This window comes from Nocardia sp. CA-120079 (genome assembly GCF_050955745.1).
Lineage (GTDB): Bacteria > Actinomycetota > Actinomycetes > Mycobacteriales > Mycobacteriaceae > Nocardia.
The window spans coordinates 1,201,234-1,224,439 of record NZ_CP192088.1 but is presented as its reverse complement, the minus strand read 5'-3'; the positions used below and the strand labels follow the sequence as shown (position 1 = coordinate 1,224,439).

The window sequence follows — 23,206 nt, the reverse complement described above, 5'->3', positions numbered from 1 at the left end:
TCTTGCTTCGCTTACCGCGCGGGGCGGTCTCGGCTATTCGACGATCACGATTCGCACATCCTCGTCCGCCGCGTCTGTCTCCTCGCCCACCGTGACGAACCAGTGGGTGACCTCGCCGTCGGCCAGATCATCGGCGATATCGTCCGCGCTGGGGAGCACCGAGAGGGCGCCGGCGGTTGCCGCGGCCAGGGATTCGAGGAGTGCGGCTCGACCCGAGATGGCGGTGGTGAAGGTCGTCGACTCGTAATCGATGTCGTACTCCGAGCGGACCTGCTCGGCCTGTTCGAGTGCCTCGGTCTGGCTGAAGGCGCGTACGGCGCCGTCGGCTGTGAGGACTACGAAGGCCGGGTGTTCCTCGGCGAGCGGGCGGACCCGATCGGCGTAGGAGACCGGGTGCGATGGGGCGGCGACCAGTTCGGCCTGGACCGCCGGATCGCTCGGGACCAGCCAGTTGATCGGGCCGTCGGTCGGTTCCAGCGTGATACCGAAACCGGCTCCGGCGGTGGCCATTTCGGCGGCGGACAGATCACCGGCGAACAGGCAGGCAGCGCCGGCCTTCTGGATGGCCCAGACCGCGACCACCGCATCCACCGAACGCGGCAGCGCAAGTGCCACCACATCGCCGGGTCCGGCGCCGTGTGCGATGAGCACCCGGGCCAGCTGCGAGGAACGGCGATCCAGGACGTGGTAGGCGATTTCGTCGCCGTCCACCAGCAGCGCGGGCGCCTCGGGATCGGCCTCGACCACCTCGGCGAGCACCCGCGACACCGTGCGCGCACCGACCCGGCCCACCGGTTCCGGTGCGGGTGCCGTTGCCGCGATACCGGATTCGACGAGCAGGCGGGCCCGCTCACCGGCATCGAGGATATCGATATCGCCGACCAGTCCGGCCGGATCGCCGAGCAGTGCGTCCAGCACCCGGAGCAGCCTGGTGGACAAGGTTTCCACCTCTTCGGCGGTGAACCGGCTGAGCAGGTACTCGAAGGTGAATTCGAGGGTGGACTCCGCGGTCACCTGCAGGGTGAGCGGATAGTGCGTCGCACTTTCCATGCCGACACCGGTCACCGACATGCCGTCGATCGAACTCGCCGCGGCGATCGCCTCCCGATCGATCGGGTAGGACTCGAACACCAGCAGGGTGTCGAAGTGCGAGGCGATTCCGGCGGCCCGCTGGATATCGGACAGGCCGACGTAGTGGTGGTCGAGTAGCTCGGTCTGGTCGCGCTGCAACCGCTCGAGCTGATCGTCGATGGTCGCGCGGTCATCGATGCGCACCCGGACCGGGAGCGTGTTGATGAACAGACCGACCATCGATTCCACGCCGGGCAGCTCGGCGGGCCGACCCGATACCGTGGCGCCGAAGACCACATCGGCGCGGCCGGTGAGCCTGCCGAGCAGGATGCCCCACGCCGCCTGCACCAGGGTGTTGACCGTGATGCCCAGTTCGGCGCAGTGCTTGGTCAGCTGACGGGTGCGGTCGGCGTCGATCTCGGTGATCAGTTTCGCGGTCTCGTAGGTCTCGGCCGTCCGCGCCGGCGGCGCCAATTCGGTCGGTTCGGTCGCACCGTCGAAGGCATCGGCCCAGACCCGCAGCGACGCGTCCTGATCGCGAGTGGCGAGCCAGTCCAGGAAGTCGCGGTAGGAGGAGACCTGCGGCAGTGCCGACTGATCACCACGCGTCGCATAGAGCACCAGCAGATCCCGCATCAGCAGCGGCATCGACCAGCCGTCGATCAGCACGTGGTGCGTGGTGATCGCCAGCGTCCATTCCTCGGCCGCGGTGCGCAACAGCGTGTAGCGCACCAGCGGCGGGCTGGACATGTCGAAGCGGTCCGCATGGTCGGCATCGATCCGGCGACGCAGTTCGTCGGCCCGCTCCGCCTCCGGCACATCGGTGAGATCCTCGATGCGCCAGGGCACTTCGATCCGATCGAGCACGACCTGGCGGACCTGACCGGTGGAATCGGTGACGAATGCGGTGCGCAGGTTCGGGTATCGGTCCAGGATCGCCTGCGCCGCCGCGTGCAACCGCGCCACATCGACCGCTCCGGCCAGCTGCACCACGGCCTGCATGGTGTAGACGTCCACGGTGGCCGTGGTCATCAGCGCGTGGAAGAGCAGACCGGACTGCAGCGGCGAGACCGGCCAGACATCGTCGAGGCCCGGGTAGGTCTGCTCCCACAGATCGATATCGGCCTGGCCGACCTGCACCAGCGGCAGATCCGACGGCGTATGACCACCGGCATCCGGTCGCTGCGCGTGCTTCGCCAGCGCGGTCAGCGCGGCAACCCACAGCTCCGCCAACTCCTGCACCTGCTCCGGGGACAGCAGCCCGACCGGGAACTCGAAGGTGGCGAGCAACCGCGGACCGTCGTCCTCGTCGCCGACGGTGACGGCGATATCGAGCGCACCGTTCGCGGGCATGGTGGCATCCCGCTCGGTCTTGATCGCCGCTTCCTGGTATCGGAAGCCGACCTGACCGGCCTGCGGCAGATTCAGCAGCCCGTGGCCGACGCCCTGATCGGGCACCGCGAGCAGCTGTTCCTTCACCGACTTGATGATCGAACCGGCGGCAGCGCCGCCGTCGAACGCATCGGCCAGGTCGATCCCGCTCAGCGCGAGCCGGGCCGGATAGACGGCGGTGAAAGCGCCCACGGTGCGCGACAATTCGGCACCGTCGACCGTCGCCCGGCCGTCTCCGTCGAGCCGGATCAGTACATCCGATCCGTGCTCCGCACCGCGCCAGCGCACCAGCGCCATGGCCAATGCCGACAGCAGCCCGTCCGGCACGCCGCCGTGGAACCGCGCCGGGACCGTGGTGAGCAGGACCTCGGAGATCTCCGTCGGCACCTCGATGCGGACCCGTCGCGTGGTGGCGACGGTATCCAACGCCGAATCGAAGGCCCGCGCGCCGAGCAGCGGATCGGGTGTGGCCGAAACCTCCTGCCAGAACGGCAGTTCGGCGGCGCGGTCGCTCGTCTGCTCGGTCAGGCCGTAGGCCCAACGCCGCAGCGAGGTACCGACCTCGGGCAGGGCGACCTGGTCGTCGGCGATCAGATCGAGCAGATCGCCGGTCAGGATGCCGAGGGACTTCGGATCGGCCGCGAAGCCGTGCACCACGACGAGCATGAAGTTGCCGCCGTCGAGCCGGTCGGCGGTGCAGCGCACGAACTGCGCCATCACACCGTTGGCCGGATCGAGGCGATCCGCGGCGGCGGCGCGTTCGTTGTCGGCCAGGCGCATGAGTTCGTCATAGCCGTAGTCGTCGTCGAGGGCGGCATCGAAGGCGACCTCGTGCACCAGCGCATCGATATCGATGGCACCGCGCTCGAGCGCTTCGAACTCCCAGGCCTCGTCGACCCTGCGCAACCGAGTGCGCAGCGCATCGTGCCGGTCGACCAGGGCGGCGATCGCCGCACGCAGCCGGTCCCCGTCGAGTTCGCTCGGCAATGCCACCGCCGCCTCGTAGGAGAAGCGCTGGTACGCAGTGTCGTTCGCCAATACCGCCGCGATACCGGGCAGCAGCGGGATCTCGCCGATCCCACCACCGGGCAACTCGGCCATGGTCGCCTGCCGCAGATCCGCGGCCGAGGACGCGATCGCGGCGAGTCCGGCGACGCTGCGCTGGTCGAAGACGTCGCGCACGGAGAACACCACGCCCTGCGCCTTCGCCCGCGATACCAGCTGGATCGACAGGATGCTGTTACCGCCGAGTGCGAAGAAGTCGTCGTCGGCGCCGATCCGTTCGATGCCGAGCACATCGGCGAACACACCGGCCACGATCTGCTCGACCGGGGAAACCGGCGCGCGGAAGGCGGCATGTTCGAAGGTGGGCTGCGGCAAGGCGTTTCGATCCAGCTTGCCGTTCGCATTGAGCGGCAGGGCGTCCAGCGCCAAGAAGGCGCTCGGCACCATGTACGACGGCAACTCGGCGGCCAACGCCGACTGCACCGCACTCTTGTCGAATTCGCCGGTTGTCGGAACCACATAGGCGACCAAGCGGTCACCCAGTGCCGGATCGGTATGCGCGAGCACCGCGGCCGACGCGATCGCGGTCTGGCGCAGCAGCGCCGCCTCGATCTCGCCGAGCTCGATACGGAAACCGCGGATCTTCACCTGGAAGTCGGTGCGGCCGCGGTACTCCAGCTCACCATGCGCATTCCAGGCCACCAGGTCACCGGTGCGGTACATCCGAGCGCCGGATTCGAACGGATCGGCCACGAACCGCTCCGCGGTCAGATCGACCCGACCGAAGTAGCCACGCGCCAATTGCGCACCGGCCAAATACAACTCACCCGACACACCCACCGGCACCGGACGCAACCGCGAATCCAGCACGTAGACACGACTGTTCCACTCCGGCGCACCGATCGACACCGAGACGGTGTCCGCATCTGTCACCTCGTGGTTGGTGATCGAGACCGCGGCCTCGGTCGGACCGTAGAGGTTGAACAGACCGGCCGCGTTCGACTCCCGGAACCGCTGCGCCGTCGCGGCGGGCAGCGCCTCACCGATGGCGAGCACCCGGCGCAACGACTCGGGCAGCTGTCCGTCCGATTCGATCAGCAGGGCATCCAACATCGACGGCACCACATGCAGGGTGGTGACGGCGGTATCGCGCATCAGCGTGTTGAGGTAGGACGGATCGCGATGTCCGTCTGCGGACGCGATGACCAGTCGGCCACCGGAAACCGCCGCAGACCAGAACTCCCACACCGAGAGGTCGAAGGTCGCGGCCGTCTTGAGCAGCACCGCATCCTCGGCGCCGAGGCCGAATTCGGCCGTCTTCCAGAGCAACTGGTTGACGATCGCCGCATGCGGCACCGCGACACCCTTGGGGCGACCTGTCGAACCCGACGTGAAGATCACGTACGCCGTATTCGCCGCGCGCAATGGCGCGATCCGCTCCGCGTCGGCGATCGGCGCGTCCGTGACGTCCGCGAGTGCGTCCATCCGGACGACATCGGTCACCGAGGTCTGGAAATCGGTGTCGGCGTTGGTCACCACACACAGCGGCCGAGCGGTTTCGAGAATGTAGTCGGTCCGCTCACCCGCCTGATCCGGATCCAGCGGCACGTACGCGCCACCGGCCTGGGTCACCGCGTACATCGCGACCACCAGGTCCACCGAGCGGCGCAGCGCGAGCGCCACCCGCGCCTCCGGCCCGACGCCCAGCGAAATCAGGTGCCGCGCAAGACGATTCACCCGGGAGCCGAGCTCGCCGTAGGTAACGGCGGTACCGTCGTCGCCGACCAGCGCCACCGCATCCGGCGTGGCTGCCACGGTCCGATCCAGCAGCGAGGCCAGCGTCGCGGACGAATCCACCTGGTGCGCTGTGGCATTGCGGTCGGAGACCAGTTCGCGGCGTTCGTCCGCGGCCATGATCTCGAGATCGCCGACAGCCGAGCGCGGCGCCGCGATGATCTCGGCGAGCACACGTGCGAAGCGATCGGCGAAGCCACGGACGGTATCCGCGTCGAACAGATCGGTGGCGTAGGTGAAGTACCCGCCGATACCCGAGGGAGTCCCGTCCTCGTCGTAGCTGTCCGCCACGATCAGATGCAGATCGAACTGCGAGAGCTGGGTGTCGATATCGAATCCGGCCACCGTGAGCCCGGGCAGTTCCAGCGTGGTCCGCGCCAGGTTCTGGAACGACAGGCCCACCTGGAACAGCGGATGACGCGCCTGCGACCGCACCGGGTTCAGCACCTCGACCAACCGCTCGAACGGCACATCCGCATGCGCGAACGCCTGGATATCCGTTTCGCGCTGACGCCCGAGCAGATCGGTGAACGCCTCGCCGCGCTCCAGCTGGGTACGGAACACCAGGGTGTTGACGAACATGCCGATCAGGTCGTCGAGCACGGCCTCACCGCGGCCTGCCATCGGTGTGCCGATCGCGATGTCATCGGTTCCGGAGAGCCGCGAGAGCATTACCGCGAAGGCGGTGTGCACCACCATGAACAGCGTCGCACCCTCGGCCCTGGCCAGACCGACCAGCGCACGATGCGTTTCGGCGTCGATGCTCAGCTCGACCTTGCCGCCGGTGAAGGACTGCACCGCGGGACGCGGGCGATCCGACGGCAGATCCAGCTGATCCGGCACATCCGCCAACGCCGACTGCCAGTAGGCGATCTGCTTGGCCGCCAACGACTCCGGATCATCCTCGCTGCCAAGCAGCTCGCGCTGCCAGATGGAGTAGTCCGCGTACTGCACCGGCAGCGGCGTCCACGTGGGCGATTCGCCGACCGAGCGGGCGGCGTACGCCGTCATCAGATCCCGGGTCAGCGGGCCCATCGACGAACCGTCACCCGCGATGTGGTGCACCACGAGCACCAGCACGAACTCGTTCAGGGCAGGAGCGGAGCCTGCGGAGCGATCCGACGACACAGCGCCCGGGGCGTCGGTCACCTGGAACAGCTCGATACGGACCGGCACCTCGGCGGTGACGTCGAACGGCGCCGCCATCACGGCGATCACCGTGGATTCGAGTTCCGCGGCCGCGATCGGCCGCAGCTCCAATGCCGGAACAGCCTGCGCCACCGGCAGAATCACCTGTGCCGGGGCGCCCGCGGTCTCCGGGTACACCGTCCGCAGAATCTCGTGCCTGCCGACCAGATCCGCCATGGCCGCGCGCAGCGCGTCGACATCCAGCGCACCGGTCAACCGGACCGCGATGGGCAGGTTGTAGGCCGCCGACTCGGTGTCGAAGCGGTTCAGGAACCACATGCGCTGCTGGGCCAGCGACAACGGCACCGGATCCGGTCGCGGACCGGCGACCAGCGGCCGCCGCTCGCCCACCCCGGACAGCTGCTCCAGCTTCACCGCCAGGGCCGCCACGGTCGGCGCCTCGAACAGCGCGCGCACCGGCACCCTGCCGCCGATCGCGGCGCTCAGGCGCCCGACCACCTGGGTGGCGACCAGCGAGTTGCCGCCGAGTGCGAAGAAGTCGTCGTCGGCGCCCACGCGCTCGATACCGAGCACGTCACTGAAGACGCCCGCCACGATCTCCTCCACCGGCGTTGCCGGGGCACGGAATTCGCGCGTGGTGAAGGTCGGTTCGGGCAGTGCCTTGCGGTCGAGCTTGCCGCTGGAATTCAGCGGGAAGGCATCGAGCACCACGATGGCGGCCGGAACCATGTAGGCCGGAAGCACATCCGAGACCTCGGCCAGCAGTGTCGGCTGGTCGATGGACTGACCCGGCGCGGGAACCACGTAGGCGACCAACTGGTCGCCCAGCGCCGACGCGGCCACCAGCGCCACCGCCTGGCTCACCGCGGCATGGGCGAGCAGCGCCGTCTCGATCTCGCCGAGCTCGATCCGCTGGCCGCGGAACTTCACCTGGAAGTCGGTGCGACCCAGGTATTCGAGGCGATAGCCCGCATCCGCAGGTTCGCGCCAGACCACGAGGTCGCCGGTGCGGTACATCCGCGCACCGGGCGCGAACGGGTTGGCCACGAAGCGATCCGAGGTCAGATCCGGCCGCGCCACGTAACCGCGGGCCAGCTGATCACCGGCGAGGTACAGCTCACCGGCCACGCCGGCGGGCACCGGCCGCAGCCGCGAATCCAGCACGAATACCTGGGTGTTCCACTGCGGCAAGCCGATCGGCACGGTCCGCACATCCGTCTCGCGCGCGGGCCAGTAGGTCACCGATACCGCGGCCTCCGTCGGCCCGTACAGGTTGTGCAGTACCGCGTCCGAAACGGACCGCCACGCCGTCACAGTTTCCGGCGGCAGCGCCTCACCGATCACGAACACGTCCCGCAGCGTCGGCAGCGAGCCCGCCGCCAACTGTGCGGCGAACACCGTCAGCATGGACGGCACGAAGTCGGTGACGGTAACCCCGTGCGCGGCAATCGCTTCCGCCACGTAGGCCGGGTCACGATGGCCGTCGTGGGTGGCGACCACCAGTTTCGCGCCCGCGCGCAGTGGCATGAAGTAGCCCCACAGCGACACGTCGAACGTGGTGGCGGTCTTCTGGAAGTACACGTCGGCCGAGCCGAGCGGGTACTCGGCGAGCATCCACTCGATCTGGTTGTTGATCGCCTCGTGCGATACCGCGACGCCCTTCGGACGACCGGTCGAACCCGAGGTGAAGATGACGTAAGCCGGGTTGTCCCGGGTGACCGGGCGCAGCAGCTCACCGGGTTCGATCGGAGCGGAGGAGAACCCGTCCAGCTCCAGCGAATCCAGTTCGAGCACCGGGATGTCCGCGGGGACCGGCACCGCGTCGGCCGCGGTAGTGACCACGCACGCGGGCTGGGCGGTGTCCAGGATGTGTGCGATCCGCTCCGCCGGATGATCCGGATCCAACGGCACATACGCGCCACCGGCCGTCACGATCGCGTACATGCCGACGACCAGATCCAGCGACCGTCGAACGGCGAGGCCGACCAGCGACTCGGCACCGACACCTTGCGAAATCAACAGGCGGGCAAGCTTGTTCACCCGCTCGTCGAATTCCCGGTAGGTAAGTTCGGCGCCCTCGAACACCACCGCGACGGCATCCGGGTGCGCCGCGACGGCGCGCCGGTATCCGTCGAGCAGCAGTTCGGGCTGCACCGGATGCGCGGTGGCGTTCCAGCCGTCGAGCATCCGTTCCCGCTCCACCGACGTGAGCAGCTCGAGATCGCCCACCGCCGCGCGCGGCGCGTTGATGATCTCGCCGAGCAGCCTGGTGAACCGGTCCGCGAACCCTTCGACCGTGCTCCGGTCGAAAAGATCGGTGGCGTAGGTGAATATGCCTGCGATGCCCGCGGGAGCCCCGGACTCGTCGTACAGGTCGCTGAGAATCAGATGCAGATCGAACTGGGAGATGCGGGTGTCGAAGTCCACGCCCGAGACCGTGAGATCCGGCAATTCCAGGGTGGTCTGGGCCAGGTTCTGGAACGACAGACCCACCTGGAACAGCGGATGCCGCGCCTGCGACCGCGCCGGGTTCAGCACCTCGACCAACCGCTCGAACGGCACATCGGCATTGGCGAACGCCTGGATGTCGGTTTCCCGCTGCCGCCCGAGCAGATCCGCGAACGGCTCGGCCGGATCCAGCCGGGTACGGAACACCAAGGTATTGATGAACGTACCGATCAGGTCGTTCAGCGCCGCCTCACCGCGGCCCGCCATCGGCGTACCGATCGCGATGTCGTCCGTGCCGGACAGCCTGGACAACAGGACGGCCAGCGCCGTGTGCACGATCATGAACAGCGTCGCGCCCTCGGCCTGCGCCACCCCGCCGAGACCGCGGTGGGTGTCGGCGTCGATGCGCACCTCGACGGTGCCACCCGCGAAGGACTGCACCGCGGGCCGCGGACGATCCGCGGGCAGGTCCAGCTGCTCCGGCAGATCGGCCAGCGCGGTTCGCCAGTAGGCGACCTGCTTGGACATCAGCGATTCCGGATCGTCCTCGCTGCCGAGCAGTTCGCGCTGCCAGATGCTGTAGTCCGCGTACTGGACCTCCAGCGGCGCCCAGTTGGGTGCGACACCCGCCGAGCGCGCCGCGTACGCGGTCATCAGATCACGCGTCAGCGGTCCCATCGAGGAGCCGTCACCGGCGATATGGTGCACGACCATCGCGATCACGTATTCGGGAGCCGAACTTTCGGTGTCGATCTCGAACAACCGCACTCGCACCGGCACCTCGGCGGTCACGTCGAACGGCGCCGAAATCAACTCGACCACAGCGGTTTCGACCTGATCCGGTGTGACCGTCCGGACGTCCAGCTCCGGAATCGCCTGTCCCACCGGCAGAATCAGTTGCACCGCACCCGACTCGGTCTCCGGGTAGATGGTGCGCAGGACCTCGTGCCTGCGCACCAGATCCGCGATCGCGGCGCGCAGTGCGTCCACGTCGAGCGCGCCGGTCAGCCGCACCGCGATCGGGACGTTGTAGGCGGCGGACTGGGTATCGAAGCGGTTGAGGAACCACATCCGCTGCTGCGCCAGCGACAGCGGAATATGTTCCGGCCGCGGACCGGCGACCAGGGCGTGCCGTCCGCGCCCGTCGGCCTGCTGTTCGACCCGGATGGCGAGTGCGCCGACGGTCGGCGCCTCGAACAGCAGTCGCACCGGGACGCGGGTGTTCAGCGCCGCGCCGAGGCGCGCCGCGACCTGTGTCGCGAGCAGCGAGTTGCCGCCCCACGCGAAGAAGTCGTCATCCAGGCCGAGCCGCTGCGCCTGCGCTCCGGAACCGAGGTGCAGCACCTCGGCGAAGGTGTTCGCGACGATCTCCTCGATCGGGGTGACCGGCGCGCGGAAGACCGCCTTCTCGAAGGTGGGCTCCGGCAATGCCTTTCGATCCAGCTTGCCGTTCGCGTTCAACGGCAGCGCATCGAGGGTGAGGAAGACCGACGGCACCATGTAGGACGGCAGCTCGGCGGCCAACGCCGATTGCAGCCGCGTGTTGTCGAGCTCATCGGCTTCGGGCACCACGTAAGCGACCAGCCGGTCGCCCAGGTTCGGGTCGGTGTGTGCGAGCACCGCGGTGGCCGCGACCTCGGGCTGGCGCAGCAGGGCCGCCTCGATCTCACCGAGCTCGATCCGGAAACCGCGGATCTTCACCTGGAAGTCGGTGCGGCCGCGATACTCCAGCCCGCCCTCGCTGTTCCAGGCCACCAGGTCACCGGTGCGGTACATGCGCTCGCCTGCGCCGAACGGGTTGGCCACGAAGCGATCCGCGGTCAGGTCGACGCGCCCGAAGTAGCCGCGCGCCAACTGCGCACCGGCCAGATACAGCTCACCGGAGACACCGACCGGTACCGGACGCAGCCGCGAATCCAGCACGTACACCTGGCTGTTCCACTCCGGAGCACCGATCGGCACCGACACGTTGTCGGCATCGGTGACGGTGTGCGCGGTGATCGACACCGCGGCCTCGGTGGGGCCGTAGAGGTTGAACAGCTCGGCCGCGTTGTCCCGCCGGAACCGCTGCGCGGTCGTCGCGGGCAACGCCTCACCGATCGCCAGCACCCGCCGCAGCGACTGCGGCAGGCGGCGACCGGATTCGGTGAGCAGCGCGTCCAGCATCGACGGCACCACGTGCAGTGTCGTGACGCCGGTGGAGCGCATCAACTCGTTGAGGTACGCGGGATCGCGGTGACCATCGGCATCGGCGATGACCAACCGGCCACCGCAGACGGCGGCCGACCAGAATTCCCAGACCGACAGGTCGAAGGTCGCCGCGGTCTTGAGCAGCACCGCGTCATCGGCGGCGAGGCCGAATTCGGCTGTCTTCCACAGCAACTGGTTGACGATCGCCGCATGCGGCACCGCCACGCCCTTCGGCTGGCCGGTGGAGCCCGACGTGAAGATCACATACGCGGTATTCGCCGCCGCCAGCGGCCGCAGCCGGTCGCCGTCGGAGATCGGAGCGTCCGCGACGCCGGATAGATCCAGCTCGTCGATCGACACCACATCGGTCACGGTGCTGTCGAAACCATCGCGGCCGGTGGTCAGCACGCAGACCGGTGCCGCGGTGCTCAGGATGTAGTCGGTGCGCTCGGCGGGCTGATCGGGATCGATCGGCACATACGCCGCACCCGACTTCGCCACCGCGTACATCGCGACCACGAGATCCACCGAGCGCCGAATGGCCAGCGCCACTCGGTCCTCCGCGCCGACACCGAGCGTGATCAGGTGACGCGCCAGGCGGTTGGCCCGGCCGTCCAACTCGGCGTAGGTGAGCGTCGCGTCCTCGGCCAGCAGCGCCACCGCATCCGGGCTCGCCGCCACCGTGGCGTCCAGCAGCGACACCAACGTGGTCGAGGCGTCGATGTCGAGCGAGTGCGCGGTGTCGTTCCAGGCACGCAGAATTCGCGCGTTCTCGGTGGGCGAGAGCAGATCGATCTCGCCGACCCGCACACCGGCATCAGCCAATACGGCATCGAGCACCAGCACGAAGCGGTCGGCGAAGCCCTGCACCGTCGACTCGTCGAACAGGTCGGTGGCGTAACCGAATTCGGCGACGATCTGGGCGGGCGTGCCGTCCTCGGCGTAGCGGTCGTACAGCGTGACGTGCAGATCGGTCTTGGCCAGCTGCGAATCGAAGTTCACCGCGCTGACCGAAAGGCCGGGCAGCGTGAAGGTGGTCTCGGCGAGGTTCTGGAACGAGAGTCCGACCTGGAACAGCGGATTGCGCGCCGTCGAACGCTCCGGGTTGAGCACCTCGACCAGCCGCTCGAACGGCACATCGGCATTCGCGAATGCCTCGAGGTCCCGTTCGCGCACATCGGCGAGCAGGTCGGCGAAGGTGTCACCGGGCTCGATGATGGTCCGGAACACCAAGGTGTTGACGAACATACCGATCAGATCGTCGAGTTCGCGTTCACCGCGACCCGCGATCGGGGTGCCGACCGCGATGTCGTCGGTACCCGACAGTCGCGAGAGCAGTACGGCCAGCGCCGCATGCGTGACCATGAACAGTGAGGCGTTGTTGGCCCGCGCCAGCTCGTGCAATTTGGCGTGCTTGTCCGGTGCGATCTCGAAGCGAATCGCCTTGCCCTGGAACGACTGCGCGCGCGGGCGCGGCCGGTCGGCTGGCAACTCCAGCTGATCGGGCATGCCCGCGAGCGCGGACTGCCAGTAGGCGACCTGCTGTGCCGCAAGCGATTCCGGATCCTCTTCGGAGCCGAGCACCGCACGCTGCCACAGCGCGTAGTCGGCGTACTGCACCGGCAGCGGCTGCCACTGCGGGATCTCCCCCTGGGCCCGTGCCACATACGCCGCCATGACGTCGCGGGCCAGCGGACCCATCGACGAACCGTCGGCCGCGACATGGTGCACCGTGAACGCCAGCACGTGTTCCTGTTCGGCGAGCCGGAACAGGCCCACCTTCAGCGGCACCTGCACGGTGACGTCGAAGGTGGTGAGCGCGAATTCGATCACCGCGCCGACCAGGTCCGATTCCGAGATATCGGTGACGGTCAGCTCCGGCACGGCCTGATCGGCGGGCAGGATCACCTGATGCGGGCCACTGGCCGAACTCGGGTAGGTGGTGCGCAGTACCTCGTGCCGGGCGAACACATCGCCGAGCGCCGTCTCCAGCGCCGCCACATCCAGCGCACCGGACAACCGCACCGCGAGCGGGATGTTGTCCACGGCCGAGGTGGTGGTATCGAACTGGTTGAGGAACCAGTACCGCTGCTGTGCGGGCGAGAGCGGCACCCGGGCCGGGCGCTCCCCCGCGACCAGCCGCGGCCGGGTGCGGCCGGATCCGGCATTGTGTTCGGCCTTGGCCGCCAGCGCGGCGACCGTCGAGGCCTCGAACAGATCGCGGACCGCGAGTTGGGTATCCAGTGCCGCGCCGATGCGCGCGGTCACCTGGGTGGCCAGCAGCGAGTTGCCGCCGAGTTCGAAGAAATCGTCGTCCAGGCCGGCACGCGCCAACCCCAGCACGTCGCAGTAAACGCCCGCCACGATCTCCTCGATCGGGGTGGACGGTGCGCGGAAGACCTTCGTTTCGAATACCGGCGCGGGCAGCGCCTTGCGATCCAGCTTGCCGGAAGCGTTGAGCGGGAACGCATCCAGTACGACGAAGGCGGTCGGCACCATGTACGCGGGCAGCTCGCCCGCGAGTTCGGCGCGCACCTGGTCGATATCGATCGAACGATCCGCCGCCGCGATCACATACGCGACCAGCTGATCACCGAGGCGGTCGTCGGAGCGGACCACCACGGCCGCCTGCGCGATCGTCCCCAGCGCGGTGAGCGCCGATTCGATCTCGCCGAGCTCGATGCGCAGACCGCGCAGCTTCACCTGGAAGTCGGTGCGGCCCAGGTATTCCAGCTCACCGTCGGCGGTCCAGGTGACCAGGTCACCGGTGCGGTACATGCGCGCGCCGGTGCCGAACGGGTTGGCCACGAAGCGATCCGCGGTCAGATCCGGACGCGCCACATAGCCGCGCGCCAGCTGCTCGCCCGCGAGGTACAGCTCACCGGCGACACCGACCGGAACCGGGTGCAGGCGCGAATCCAGCACATATACCTGGGTGTTGAAGACCGGCGCACCGATCGGGACCGACACCGTATCGGCATCGGTGACCTCGTGATAGGTGACGTCGACGGCGGCCTCGGTCGGGCCGTACAGGTTGTGCAACCAGACACCGGTCAGCTCGCGCAACCGCTGTGCGGTGACCGCGGGCAGCGCCTCACCGGAGGCGAAGACATTGCGCAGGTCGAAGCATTCGCCCGCCCGGTCGTCGGCCACGAAGACCGACAGCATGGACGGCACGAAGTGCACCGTGGTGACCTGCTCCTCGGCAATCGTCTGGACCAGGTAGGCCGGATCGCGATGGCCGTCCGGCTTCGCGATGACCAGCCGCGCGCCGACCTGCAGCGGCCACCAGAATTCCCATACCGATACGTCGAAGGTGGCGGGCGTCTTCTGCAGCACCACATCGCCGCGATCCAGCCCGTATTCGGCCTGCATCCAGACCAAACGGTTGACGATCGCGGCATGGCTGACCGCCACACCCTTCGGACGACCGGTCGAACCCGAGGTGAAGATCACGTACGCGGTATTCGAAGGCCGCAGCGGCGCAAGGCGTTCCGCATCGATCAGCGGTTCGTCGGAGTATGCCGATAGATCCAGTGCCTCGATCTCGAGCGTCGGCGTCGAGCCCGCGTCGAACTCGTCGGCCGCGGTGGTCAGCACGCAGACCGGCTGCGCGGTGTCGAGCACATACCGGGTGCGGTCGGCCGGATGATCCGGATCCAGCGGCACATACGCGCCACCGGCCACGCTCACCGCGTACATGCCGATCACCAGCTCGAAGGATCGGCGCATGCCGAGCGCGACCATCGAATCGGGTCCGACACCCAGCGAAACCAGGTACCGGGCAAGGCGATTCACCCGGGCGGTGAACTCCCCGTAGGACAGACTCGTCCCCTCGAACGTCAGCGCGGTCGACTTCGGGCTCCGGACCGCCTGCTCCTCGAACATCGAGACCAAGGTGGCCTGGGCATCGACGACATAGGCCGTCTCGTTCCACTTTTCGAGCACCTTGGCGCGCTCGGCGGCATCGAGCAGATCGACGTCACCGACCGCGACCGCCGGATCCGCGACCACTGCCTGCAGCAGGCGGATGAGGCGCGTGGCGACACCGGCGATTGTCTTCGCGTCGAACATATCCGTCGCGTAGGCGAATTCGGCGGTCATGCCGTCCGCGTTCCCGGCCGCGTCGATACGGTCGGCCAGGTTCAGGTGCAGATCGAACTTCGCGGTCACCACGTCGAGCGGCACACCTGCCACCTCGAGACCGGGCAGTTCGAACGATGCCTCACCGGTGTTCTGGAACGACAGCATCACCTGGAACAGCGGATGCCGCGCCTGCGAACGGGCCGGGTTGAGGATGTCGACCAGCCGCTCGAACGGCAGGTCGGCGTGGCCGAAGGCGGCCAGATCGGTTTCGCGTGCCCGCGCGACCAAGTCGGCGAAGGACGCGCCGGAATCGACCGGCGTGCGCAGCACGAGCGTATTGACGAACATGCCGATCGCGTCGTCGAGCACGGCCTCACCACGACCCGCGACCGCGGTGCCGATGGCGATATCGTCGCTGCCGGACAGGCGTGCGAGCAGTGCCGCGAAGGCCGCGTGCACCACCATGAACAGGCTCGCGCCGTTCGCGCGGGCCAGTGCGTTGAGCTCGGTCAGCAACTGCGCGTCGATGCCGAATTCGTAGACGTCACCGCGGTTGGACGCGACGGCAGGGCGCGAACGATCCGACGGCAGATCCAGCTGATCGGGCAGTCCGGCCAGATTCCGCGACCAGTAGGCGACCTGCTGGGCGATCAGCGATTCCGGATCGTCCTCGGAGCCGAGGGTGTCGCGCTGCCAGAGCGCGAAGTCGGCGTACTGCACCGCCAGCGGCGCCCAGGCGGGCGATTCGCCGCGGGTGCGGGCCGCGTAGGCGACCATCACATCGCGGGCCAGCGGACGCACCGACCAGCCGTCACCGGAGATGTGATGCACCACGAAGACCAGCACGTGGGTATCGGGCAGCGAGCCGTCCATCGGCGACTCGAGCCGGAACAGCTTGGCGCGCACCGGAACTTCGGCGGTCACGTCGAAGCCGGTCAGCACCAGTTCGCTGATGCGGTCACGAATATCGGTCTCGGACACCACCAGCGGGGTCAGGTCGAGGTGGACCTGACCGGTTGGCAGCACGACCTGCACACCGTGACCGTCGGCGGTCTCCGGGTAGACGGTGCGCAGCACCTCGTGCCGGTCCATCACGTCGGCGACGGCCATGCGCAGCGCATCGGTGTCGAGTGCGCCGGTGAGCCGGACCGCCAGCGGGATGTTGTTGACCGCGGTCTGGTTGTCGAAGCGGTTGAGGAACCACATCCGCTGCTGGGCCAGCGAGAGCGGAATCTGTTCCGGCCGCGGTCCGGCCGTCAGTTCCCGGCGTCCGCCGTTGCCCTGCTGCCCCTCCATCCGGGCGGCGAGCGCGGCGACATTCGGCGCCTCGAACAGCAGCCGCACCGGAATGCGGGTGTCGAGTGCCGCGCCCAGGCGAGCGACCACCTGGGTGGCGATCAGCGAGTTACCGCCGAGGTCGAAGAAGTCGTCGTCCAGGCCGACCGGGCGCGCGCCGTCCGCGGTCGACAGACCGAGCACCTCGGCGAAGGTGTCGGCCACGATCTCTTCGATCGGGGTCGACGGAGCGCGGAATTCCTTGGCCTCGAAGGCGGGTTCGGGCAGCGCGCGGCGGTCGAGCTTGCCGTTGGGGTTGAGCGGCATGGCTTCGAGCACCATGAGCGCCGCGGGAACCATGTACGACGGCAGCTGCGCGGTCAGGTGGGTGCGCAGCGCGTCGATGTCGACGGTGGCGCCGTTCGCGGGTACCACATAGCCGACCAGCTGATCGCCGGTCCTGGCATCCGAACGCACCAGCGCCACGGCCTGTGCCACCGAATCGTGTGCGGTGAGGGCGGTTTCGATCTCACCGAGCTCGATGCGCAGACCGCGCAGCTTCACCTGGAAGTCGGTGCGGCCGAGGTAGACGATCGAACCGTCGGCGGCCCGGGTCACCAGGTCACCGGTGCGGTACATGCGAGCGCCCGGTGCGCCGAACGGGTTGGCCACGAAGCGATCCGCGGTCAGATCCGTGCGGCCGAAGTAGCCGCGCGCCAACTGCGCACCGGCCAGATACAACTCACCCGCGACACCCGGTGCGACCGGGTGCAGGCGCGAATCCAGTACGTATGCCTGCGAATTCCACACCGGCAGGCCGATCGGCACCGCGCCCTCGACCTTGTCGGCCACCGGGCCGTGGGTCGCGTGGACGGTGAATTCGGTCGGGCCGTACAGGTTGTAGAGCTCGGCCGAGCTGACCCGTCGGATGGCGTTCGCGGCATCGGCGGTGAATGCCTCACCGGCGATGAGCAGTGCGCGCAGCGATGCAAGCGCGTCGCTACCGACCGCCGCGTCGACGCTGCTCGCGAAGACGCTCAGCATCGAAGGCACGAACGAGGTCATGGTGACCCGCTCGGCCGCGATCACATCGGCCAAGTACTGCGGGTCGCGATGGCCGTCCGGGCCGGCCACCACGATCCGGCCACCGGTGCTCAGCGGGCCGAACAGTTCCCACACCGACACGTCGAAGGTGGCAGGGGTCTTGAACAGCACGACATCATCGACACCGATGCCGTATTGACCGGTGATCCAACGGATCTGCTTGACGACAGCCGCGTGCGGCACGGCCACACCCTTCGGCCGACCGGTCGAACCGGAGGTGAAGATGACGTACGCCGGGTTGCTCGGCCGCAGCGGCGCGATCCGCTCCGCATCGGTGACCGGCTCGTCCGAGTACTCGGACAGATCCAGGTCATCGATGACGATCGTGGGCAGACCGGTGCCGTCGAAGTCGTCACGCGCGGTGGTCAGCACACAAACCGGCGCGGCCGAATCGAGCACATACCCGATCCGCTCCGCGGGCTGATCGAGGTCGAGCGGCACATAACCGCCACCGGCCTCCTGCACGGCGTAGGCCGCGACCACGAGGTCGACGGAACGCCGAAGACCGAGGGCCACCAGGCTCTCCGGGCCGACACCGTCCGCGATGAGGCGACGCGCCAACCGGTGCACGCGGGCACCGAATTCGGCGTAAGTCAGTGCGGCACCGGTCGGGTCCACGATCGCGACCGCATCCGGCGTCGCCGCCGCCTGCGCCGCGAATTCGTCGACCAGCGTGCCGACCGTACCGAGATCACGCTCGGTGTCGTTGCAGCCACGCAGTGCCAGTTCGGCTTCGGACGCATCGAGCAGGTCGATATCGCCGATGGCCCGATCCGGTTCGGCCGCGACGGCTTGCAGCAGCCGGTTGAACCGCTGTCCGAACGCCGCCATGGTGTCGGCGTCGAAAAGATCGGTGGCGTAGATCAATTCGCCCGCGATGCCCGAAGGCGCGACCATGGTGGCGCCCGCACCGTTCGAGGTACTGATCGGGGTCGCGGTCTGCTCCGAGAGCACCAGCTGCAGATCGAACTTGGCCACATCGATCGGCAGTTCGACGCCGCTGACGGTGAGTCCGGGCAGTTCCAGGCTGTTCTGGCCGGTGTTCTGGAACGACAGCATCACCTGGAACAGCGGGTGCCGCGCCTGCGAACGGGCGGGGTTCAGGATCTCCACCAGCCGCTCGAACGGCAGGTCGGCATGGCCGAACGCGCCGATATCGATGGCGCGCACGGTGCGCAGTAGTTCGGTGAAGGTGGCCGCGCCGTCGATCGGGGTCCGCAACACCAGGGTGTTGACGAACATGCCGATCAGATCGTCGAGCGCGCGCTCACCACGTCCCGCGATCGGCGTACCGATCGCGATGTCTTCCTCGCCGGACAAACGCGACAGCAGCACGGCCAGCGCGGTGTGCGCGACCATGAACAGCGTCGTGCCCCTGGTGCGCGCGAGTTCGGCGAGCTTGCCGTGGGTTTCGGCATCGATCTCGAAGACGTGCGTCGCACCGCGACCCGATGCCACCGCCGGACGCGGCCGGTCGGCAGGCAGGTCGAGCTGTTCGGGCAGGCCGCGCAAAGTCTCGGACCAGAATTCGATCTGCGCCGAGATCACCGATTCCGGATCGGATTCGGCACCGAGCACCGACCGCTGCCACAGCGCGAAGTCGGCGTACTGCACGTCGAGCGGACGCCAGGAAGGTTCGCCGCCCTCGACGCGCGCGGCATAGGCCGTCATCACGTCACGGGTGAGCGGACCCATCGAGAAGCCGTCGGCCGAAATGTGGTGCACCACCAGGGCGAGCACATGTTCGGTCGGGCTGATCTCGAAGAGCTTGGCCCGGAACGGAACTTCGGCGGTGACGTCGAAGCCGGTCAGGATGACCTCCGCAACGCGCTGCGGCAGTTCGGCTTCGGTGACATCGATGGGCGTCAGATCCGGGATCACCCGGGCGGTGGAGACGGTCTGCTGGTAGGCGGTGCCGTCGTACTCCGGGTAGAAGGTGCGCAGCGATTCGTGGCGGGCCAGCACATCGGCGACCGCGATCTGCAGTGCCTGCCGGTCGAGCAGACCCGACAGCCGCACCGCGGCCGGGATATTGTCCACGGCCGATTCCGGATCGAAGCGGTTGAGGAACCACATGCGCTGCTGGGCCAGCGACAGCGGCACCCGCTCGGGGCGCTGCTGCGGCACCAGGGCCATGCGCGCACCGGCACCGGCACGGGACTCCGCGCGGGCCGCGAGCGCGGCCACCGAGGACGCCTCGAACAGTTCGCGAACCCCGAGATCGGTATCCAGTGCGGCCGAGAGCCGGGCGGCGACCTGGGTGGCGCTGAGCGAGTTGCCGCCGAGTGCGAAGAAATCGTCGTCGAGGCCGACGCGTTCCAGGCCGAGCACATCGGCGTAGGTGGCCGCGATGATCTCCTCGATCGGCGTGGTCGGCGCGCGGAATACCGCGGCCTCGAACACCGGTGCGGGCAGTGCCTTTCGATCCAGCTTGCCGGAGGCGTTGAGCGGGAAGGCGTCGAGCACGATGACCACGGACGGGACCATGTACGCGGGCAACTGCCGCGCCAGGTCCTCGCGCACCGTCTCGATATCCAGCCGCAGGTTCGGCGTCGCGATGACATACGCGACGAGCTGGTCGCCGGTGTGCTGATCGCCGCGCACCACGACGACGGCCTGGGCGACCTCGTCCAGCGCGGTGAGCGCCTGCTCGATCTCGCCGAGTTCGATGCGCAGACCGCGCAGCTTCACCTGGAAGTCGGTGCGGCCCAGGTAATCCAGCTCACCGTCGGCGGTCCAGGCCACCAGGTCGCCGGTGCGGTACATGCGCGCGCCATCGGCGGCGAACGGGTTCGCGACGAACCGATCGCTGGTCAGATCCGGACGCGCGACATAGCCGCGCGCCAACTGAGTGCCCGCGAGGTACAGCTCACCCGCGACACCGACCGGCACCGGACGCAGCCGCGAATCGAGCACGTAGACCTGGGTATTGAAGACCGGCGCACCGATCGGCACGGTGTCGGTATCGGTCGCGACCACCTCGTGGAAGGTGACGTCGACCGCGGCCTCGGTCGGGCCGTACAGGTTGTGCAGCGCCGCACCGGTCAGCTCGCGCAGGCGATGCGCGGGCTTGGGCGGCAGCGCCTCACCGGAGGCGAATACCAGTCGCAGCGAATCACACCGCGCCGCCGCCGCATCGGCCACGAAGACCGACAGCATGGACGGCACGAAGTGGGTGACGGTGACCCGCTCCGCGGTAATGATCTCGGCGAGGTAGGCCGGGTCGCGGTGCCCGTCCGGCTTCGCGATGACCAGCCGCGCACCGATCTGCAACGGCCAGAAGAACTCCCACACCGAAACGTCGAAGGTGGCGGGCGTCTTCTGCAGTACAGCGTCGGCGCCGGTCAGCCCGTAGGCCGACTGCATCCACACCAGCCGGTTCACGATCGCGGCATGGCTGACCGCCACACCCTTCGGACGACCGGTCGAACCCGAGGTGAAGATCACGTACGCGGTATTCGACGGGCGCAGCGGCGCACGCCGTTCCGCCTCGGTCACCGGCTGGTCCGAGAGCCCGAACAGGTCGAGCAGATCGATGCGCACCTGGGCGGTGTCGATCTTCAGATCGTCACCGGAGGTCAGCACGCAGACCGGATCGGCGGTGGCGAGAATGTATTCCGTGCGCTCGGCCGGATGATCCGGATCCAGCGGCACGTACGCGCCACCGGCCACGGCCACCGCGTACATGCCGACCACCAGATCGATGGAGCGCCGCATGCCGAGGGCCACATACGATTCCGGGCCGACACCGCGTTCGATGAGCCAGCGCGCCAGGCTGTAGACCCGGGTGCCGAACTCGGCGTAGGTCAGACTGGTCCCCTCGAACGTCAGCGCGGTCGCGTCGGGAGTCGCGGCGAGCTGGGCCTCGAACATCGAGACCAGCGTTGCGGCAGCGTCCACGTCGTGTGCGGTGTCGTTCCAATCGGACACCACGAGCTCGCGCTCGGTGGTGTCGAGCAGTTCGATATCGCCGACGACCGCGGCGGGTTCGGTGGTGATCGCGGTGAGCACCCGCACCAGGCGGTCGGCGATGCGGCGCACCGTCTGCTCGTCGAACAGGTCGCGCAGGTAGCCCGCGCGCACCCGCAGCTGGGAGTCCAGCTGCGCGATCAGCGTCAGCGGATAGTGCGTGGCGTCGGCGGCCTGCATATCGACCACGGCCATGCCATCGATATCGGCGGCCTGCGCCCGGATGCCCTCGGCATCGACCGGGTAGGACTCGAATACCACCAGGGTGTCGAACAGACCGCCGATGCCGGCGGCGGACTGGATGTCGGCCAGGCCGACATAGTGGTGATCGAGCAGATCCGCCTGCTCGCCCTGGGTCCGGGTGAGCAACTGCTCCACCGATTCCGACGGATCGAAGCGCACCCGCACCGGAACGGTATTGATGAACAGGCCGACCATCGACTCGACGCCGGACAGCTGTGCCGGACGGCCGGACACGGTGGTACCGAACAGCACATCGTCACGGCTGGTCATCCGGCCGATCAAAATGCCCCAGGCGACCTGCAGCACGGTATTCGGCGTGACGCCGAGCGAGGCGGCGAGTGCGGTGAGTCGCGCGGTCGCCTGCTCGTCCAGCTCGAAGAAGTATTCGCCGGACAGCGAGGTGATTTCGCGGCTCGCATCCGGGCGGGACAGCAGCGTCGGTTCGCTGACACCGCGCAGTGCGTCGGTCCACGCGGTCACCGAGGCCGCATGATCCTGCTGCCTGGTCCATTCCAGGAAGTGCCGGTAGGAGCGCACCGCAGGCAGCACATTGGCATCGGCGTGCGCCGCGTAGAGCACCAGCAGATCCCGCATGAGCAGCGGCATGGACCAGCCGTCGAGCAGGATGTGGTGGTTGGAGACCACGAACTGCCAACGGTCTGTGTCGATTTGGATCAGCGTGAAGCGGATCAGCGGCGGCGCGGTCAGATCGAAGCGCTGGGTGCGGTCGGCGGCGATGAGATCGGCGGCCTCGCCGGATTCGATCCGGTCGTGCTCGGCCCAGGCGACCCGGGCGCTGTCGAGGACGACCTGCACCGGGTTGCCGTCGTTATCGGTGACGAACGCGGTGCGCAGGTTCTCGTAGCGATCCACCAGAGCCTGTGCGGCCGAACGCAATCGGGTCGGGTCCACCCGGCCGGTGAGCGTCAGTACGGCCTGCGCGGTGTAGACGTCCACCGACGTGGCGGCCAGGCGCGCGTGGAACAGCAGACCAGCCTGCAGCGCGGACAGCGGCCAGATATCGGCCAGTGCCGGGAAGCGCTGCTCCCAGTTGTCGATATCGCGCTGGTTCGAGCGCACCAGGGCGAAGTCGGACGGTGTGTGTCCGCCCGCGCCGTTCGAATTGGCGTGCCGGGCAACCGCTTCCAGTGCGGTGGTCCACAGTTCGCCGAATTCGCGGACCTGCGCGGCATCGAGCAGCGTGCTCGGGTAGCCGATATTGGCGGTCAGCTTGTCGCCGACCACGATGGCATTGATATCCAGCGGAGCCATCGCGGGCATATCCGCGTCGTAGGCGCCGCCGAGCGCACCGAGTTCGGCGGCGGGGATCCAGCCGAAGCCGCGCAGCGCCTCGGGCACATCGCCCTCGGAGACGCGGCCCAGGTAGTTGAAGCTCACCTGGCCCGGCTGTTCGACGGGCAGTTCCGTCGCGGTTGCTTCGTTCATGTAGCGCAGCAGGCCGTAGCCGATGCCCTTGTCC

The 23,206-nt window shown here is 68.2% G+C and carries 1 protein-coding gene (cut by a window edge); it reads right to left on the bottom strand.

What is annotated here, in order from left to right; genetic code table 11:
* Positions 1 to 33 precede the first annotated feature (33 nt).
* Positions 34 to 23,206 carry the 3' portion of a non-ribosomal peptide synthase/polyketide synthase gene (locus ACQPYR_RS05530; protein WP_433635020.1) on the bottom strand. The gene runs 20,597 nt beyond the window's last position, so only the last 23,173 of its 43,770 coding nucleotides appear in the window; its start codon lies beyond the right edge, outside the window; its stop codon occupies positions 34 to 36.